Origin of the sequence: Winogradskyella psychrotolerans, assembly GCF_018860545.1 — a bacterium.
GTDB classification, from domain to species: domain Bacteria; phylum Bacteroidota; class Bacteroidia; order Flavobacteriales; family Flavobacteriaceae; genus Winogradskyella; species Winogradskyella psychrotolerans_A.
This window is the reverse complement of record NZ_JAHKPN010000036.1, coordinates 1-6156: the sequence shown is the minus strand read 5'-3', so window position 1 is coordinate 6156 and position 6156 is coordinate 1. Positions and strand designations below refer to the sequence as shown.

General features: G+C 35.4%; 2 protein-coding genes. Both read right to left on the bottom strand.

All coding sequences use genetic code 11. The features are described from left to right. Positions 1 to 121 precede the first annotated feature (121 nt). Positions 122 to 2020 (bottom strand): T9SS type A sorting domain-containing protein, encoded by a 1899-nt coding sequence (locus KO515_RS12230; RefSeq protein WP_215936635.1) that lies wholly within the window; start codon positions 2018 to 2020, stop codon positions 122 to 124. A gap of 32 nt (positions 2021 to 2052) precedes the next feature. Beyond that, a partial coding sequence (locus KO515_RS12225; protein ID WP_436800010.1) for a beta strand repeat-containing protein occupies positions 2053 to 6156 on the bottom strand: 4104 nt, incomplete at its 5' end.

The following is a 6156-nucleotide window of genomic DNA, read 5'->3' as shown; positions in this document are numbered from 1 at the left end:
CGTTTTTTATGAATAATCATTCTGTAGTGTTAAAAAGAATATGAATTGGAAACAGCATTGACATTCGAGGTCGAAAAATTCACTTAAATTAATGATGTCTTTTTTAATTAATTGCTAAGTGCTATTCGTGGGTTACTATTAATTTTTTAGAGAACGATTTATTATTAAGTAGAATTTGAGCTACATAAATTCCTTCGCTTAAATTTTTTGATGGATAATTATAACTGCTATCTATTGAAGAAATAGAGTGGTTTAAGACCATTCGTCCATTGGTGTCGAAAACTTGAAACGAATGTAAATCTCTCAGATTAGGGTTTAAAATAGTAAATTGAGATTCTTGATTATTCACAAAAATATCGAATTGATCTTTAATATTAGATGGCGCACTCAATGTGTTGTCGTTTACAAATACAATTTGAAACCTAGATTCAAAAGTTCCAGCATCAATATTTAAGTTATAATCTTGTTGTGTTAAATCTACATAAATATTAGTCTCTAAATCGTGTAAATAGATTGGTTGTGAATCCTCAAAATTTTGAACATCAAAAATACTGAATCTCAATTGCTGCTGGTTTTCTGACTTAACTACAACGGGTAGTGATAAATCTAATGCATAAGCGTTTGCCTGAATGGTATAAGGTACAGCATCCAGTATCCAATAGGCATCGGTTGATGTTTCACTAGACGATTTTGCCTCCATTCCATAATCAAATCCAGGGGTTGCTGTATTATGAAAATTATGAAGTAATTGTCTTGTGTATTCATCATTAAACGTCACGTTTAAACGAAATCTTTTATGGTCTTGCGGAACATTATTAAGTCCATATTCATTATACGAAGATTCATTAGTATCCGTATCAGAAGCTGTAGTTTCAGTGTTTGAACTTCGAAAAAACAAACTATTTCCATCGGAAATTTTTTCATACACACGATGTGCATTTTTCATATAAACACTTGTTCCAGAAGGGATACCACTTGATCCTTCCACCATAAATCCTTGACCAATTGGGATATATCTTTTTGATATTTTTGTGCCTGTATTTCCTCCTGCTGATGGTGCTAAAGGAACCGGATTACCTGCACCATCATAAGCTGTAAACATTGCGTTTACAAAGCTTTCTACGCCTGTATTTGAAATTGTATATGAAGCATAACCACCAATATACTCACTAAGTACATGCGATCCTTCATCAGATTGTTCCCAAAAATAAAGAGCACCAGTAGTTGTTGGATGAGGACTCGGACCATTATTTAAATTTGTATTTTGTGGATCATGAATAAAAAGTAAGGCATCTATAGCCGATGGATAAGGATTACCTATAAGCGTAAATTGCTCGGCTGTAACTAAGTTACTTATTAAACCGTTATTAGCTTTGCCTCTAAAATCGTATAGTTGGTTATTAGTGCCAGATACTCCTTTCATTGTAAAACCAAGTCCAGGTAAAATAGGTGAAGATGCAGCTACATAGCTCCAATCTGCATAGTCATTCGATGTGCTAAATGTATATAACCAACGCTTAGAAATTGTCAATGCTGGTGACGAAAACCCATCGTAACTAGACGTGAAAGCTGCATCAATACTAGATGTAGTCCCTGTAGGATCTTGCAATGTTACAATATTGGTTGCCTCATCAATTAAGTTAACACGTGCTGATTCGTTGCCTATAATAGCGGAATTGTTTCCTACTGGAGAGCACCAATAATTATAAATATAATTACTGGCATTACCTGTTTGATAGACGCTTAGTTCACCAATACCTGTATTGGACGATAGATCGTTTCCTTGAATGAGTTGACCTTCATTCCTCAAATAAAATTTTGAATCAGTTTCCCCCAAGGTAATAGCTTCGTTTACAAATATAATTTCATCACTTACAATAACGAAATTGTCATTTCTTACGCTTAACTGTGCATAGGATGAGAAAGCTACTCCCAAAAACATAATAAAAGCTGTAACAGCCCTTATATGAGCATTGAGAAATTGATGCTTTATCGTTACAATATTTATAAAGTGTATCATAGGATATTTATTTAAAAAAAATATTGTCTATTTTAATTTACCGTAGCTGTAACATTAGATTCATTGTAAGACCAATTATCGCTGCCTATATTCCTTCCCCAAAGTGATATCGTATAGGTGCCATCACAAGCACTAGTTGCTCCACTAGTACCTCCGTAGCCTTTAGAATCATCATGATTGACTTCTGAGAAATTTCCACCTGATAAATTTACATCGCTACACCCTCCGCTTCCTGTTAATCGCACTTCAAAATTTAAAGTATCCGTAGTGCTTGCACCAGTTAATTCTACAATGGTAGACCAGTTTACAAGGATAACATCTCCGTTTCTTACATCTAATGACGATGAAACACTAGAAATTCTTCTCCAATCATCTGAACTATTATAACTAGCACTTGTACCTCTAGCAAAAGTGGCACTTCTTGAAGATCTTATTGTTAATACTCCATCACTATCCGCATAGACTATTCTGTTTCCTGAGCTACTAAGGTCGCGTACACGAACACTACCATTATTGATATCTAATTTTTCTGATGGTGCTGTTATGCCAATTCCTAACCCTGTTGTAGTTAAAGTCATTTCTGTACTAGTGGTTACAGCAGTACCAGCAGTGACCCCTTCTGCTATTTCAAAATTCATGGCGGCATTTACATTACTATCAACGTTTACGCTAATTCGTGCTGCGTTACCATCAACATCTGGAATACGTGCTGTGTTATTAAATGTAACATTTGCGTTTCCACCGCTATCATTAACAGTAAGTGCAACTGATCCTGTACTTATGCCAGTTTCTATTCTATTGTTTTCAATTTGTGTATGCGTAGATGCTGCTCGTCCTACCTGAATAATTCCATTATTTATATTTAATTTTTCTTCAGGATCTGACATACCGATACCAACTCTATTTGTGTCTGCATCAATAGTAAATGTAGATCCGTCTACTTGAAATGCATCGTTTGCACTACCGTTAAAATCAATGGTGTTTGTATCTAAATTTACAGTCCGATTACCAGTGATTGTACCATTAGTTGAATAAATGTTATCGTCGTTTCCACCACCAGCAGCTACAATTTGAGCAGCTGTTCTACGGCGAATATTTCCATTAGCATCTCTTGTTAAAATATTATCAGTATCTGCTCCATTATTAATGGTTCTTATTCTAACTTCTCCAGCGATATCTAATTTAGCCGTGGGGTCGCTTGTACCAATTCCAATATTACCACCATCTTCAATAATAAAGTCATCAGAATTATTTGTCCCTAAACGTACTTGACCATTACCTCGGTTACGTAAATACATAATACCATTACCTTCATTGTCAATAATTAAATCACCATCAGTTCCGTTATTTCTAATAATTTCCGCGTCATTAGAAGCATCAGCATCTGTATAAAATTGAATTCTTGAGTTTCTATCTCCTGTACCCATTTGGTTCAGTCTCAAATCACCATCACTAGCTATATTCGTACCTAATTGACTAGTGCCATTAACATGTAACCTTTGTGTAGGTGCCGTGGTTCCAATACCAATATTTCCATTGCTACTGATTCTTACTCTTTCGTTATTATTAGAGTAAATGGCAAGTATGCCGTCTCCTTGTTGCTGCAAACCTGTATCGGTATCGCCAATAGCTAAATCTATATTGGGATTGGTTGTACCTATACCAACATTATTAGAGCTTCCATCAATGACTAAAGTATTAGCATCAAAATTAACATCAAAGTTGTTTTGAGTAATATTACGATTACTAGTAATTGTACCACTAGTAGAGTAGATGTTATCATCACTTCCGCCACCAGCAGCTACAATTTGAGCAGCCGTTCTACGACGAATATTTCCACTAGCATCTCTACTTAAAATATTATCCGTATCCGCTCCGTCATTTACTGTTCTAATTCTAACGTCCCCGACGATATCTAATTTAGCTGTTGGATTGTTTGTACCAATACCAACTTCATTAGCGCTACCATCTATTACTAAAGTGCTTGAATCAAAGTTGAGATCAAAGTTCCCTTGTGTGATATTACGATTACCAGTAATTGTACCATTAGTAGAGTAGATGTTATCATCATTTCCACCACCTGCAGCTACAATTTGAGCAGCCGTTCTGCGGCGAATATTACCACTAGCATCTCTTGTTAAAATATGATCGGTATCTGCTCCAGTATTAATAGTTCTTATCCTAACATCTCCAGCGATATCTAATTTCGCTGTTGGATCACTTGTGCTAATACCAATATTACCACCATCTTCAATAAAAAAGTCATCAGAATTATTTGTTCCTAAACGCACTTGACCATTACCTCGGTTACGTAAATACATAATACCATTACCTTCATTGTCAATAATTAAATCACCATCAGTTCCGTTATTTCTAATAATTTCCGCGTCATTAGAAGCATCAGCATCGGTATAAAATTGAATTCTTGAGTTTCTGTTTCCTGTACCCATTTGGTTCAATCTTAAATCACCATCACTAGCTATATTCGTACCTAATTGACTAGTGCCATTAACATGTAACCTTTGTGAAGGTGCCGTGGTTCCAATACCAATATTTCCATTGCTACTGATTCTTATTCTTTCATTATTATTAGAGTAAAAGGCAAGTATGCCGTCTCCTTGTTGCTGTAATCCGGTATCATTATCACCAATTGCTAAATCTATGTTAGGATTGGTTGCACCTATACCAACATTATTAGAGCTTCCATCAATAACTAAAGTATTGGCATCAAAATTAACATCAAAGTTGTTTTGAGTAATATTACGATTACCAGTAATTGTACCACTAGTAGAATAAATGTTATCATCGCTTCCACCACCTGCAGCTACAATTTGAGCAGCCGTTCTACGACGAATATTTCCACTAGCATCTCTAGTTAAAATATTGTCTGTATCCGCTCCGTCATTTACTGTTCTAATTCTGGCATCACCATCGATATCTAATTTAGCTGTTGGACTGTTTGTACCAATACCAACTTCATTAGCGCTACCATCTATTACTAAAGTACTTGAATCGAAATTAAGATCAAAGTTACCTTGTGTGATATTACGATTACTAGTAATTGTACCATTAGTAGAATAAATGTTATCATCGTTTCCACCACCAGCAGCTACAATTTGTGCAGCCGTTCTACGACGAATATTACCATCAGAATCTCTTGTTAAAATATTGTCTGTATCAGCTCCATTATTAACGGTTCTTATCCTAAGGTCTCCGTTGATATCTAACTTTGAGGTTGGGGCACTTATATTTATTCCAATGTTACCACCATCTTGTATATAAAAATCATCAGAATTATTTGTCCCTAAACGTACTTGACCATTACCTCGGTTACGTAAGTACATGATACCGTTACCTTCGTTGTCAATAATTAAATTACCATCAGTTCCATTATTTCTAATAATTTCCGCGTCATTAGAAGCATCAGCATCGGTATAAAATTGAATTCTTGAGTTTCTATCTCCTGTACCCATTTGGTTCAGTCTCAAATCACCATCACTAGCTATATTCGTACCTAATTGACTAATGCCATTAACATGTAACCTTTGTGAAGGTGCCGTGGTTCCAATACCAATATTTCCATTGCTACTGATTCTTACTCTTTCGTTATTATTAGAGTAAAAGGCAAGTATGCCGTTTCCTTGTTGCTGTAAACCTGTATCATTATCACCAATAGCTAAATCTATGTTAGGATTGGTTACACCTATACCAACATTATTAGAGCTTCCATCAATGACTAAAGTATTAGCATCAAAATTAACATCAAAGTTGTTTTGAGTAATATTACGATTACCTGTAATTGTACCACTAGTAGAATAAATATTGTCATCGCTTCCACCACCTGCAGCTACAATTTGAGCAGCCGTTCTACGACGAATATTTCCACTAGCATCTCTAGTTAAAATATTGTCTGTATCCGCTCCGTCATTTACAGTTCTTATTCTAGCGTCTCCATTAATATCTAATCGAGCTGTTGGGCTGTTTGTACCAATACCAACTTCATTAGCGCTGCCATCAATGACTAAAGTGCTTGAATCGAAATTAAGATCAAAGTTACCTTGTGTAATATATCGATTACCAGTAATTGTACCATTAGTAGAGTAGATGTTATCATCATTTCCGCCACCAGCTGCTAC

Bases quoted from the DNA above. Each gene is read 5' to 3' on its own strand.
- KO515_RS12230 (WP_215936635.1), bottom strand. From the start codon at position 2,020: ATGATACACTTTATAAATATTGTAACGATAAAGCATCAATTTCTCAAT.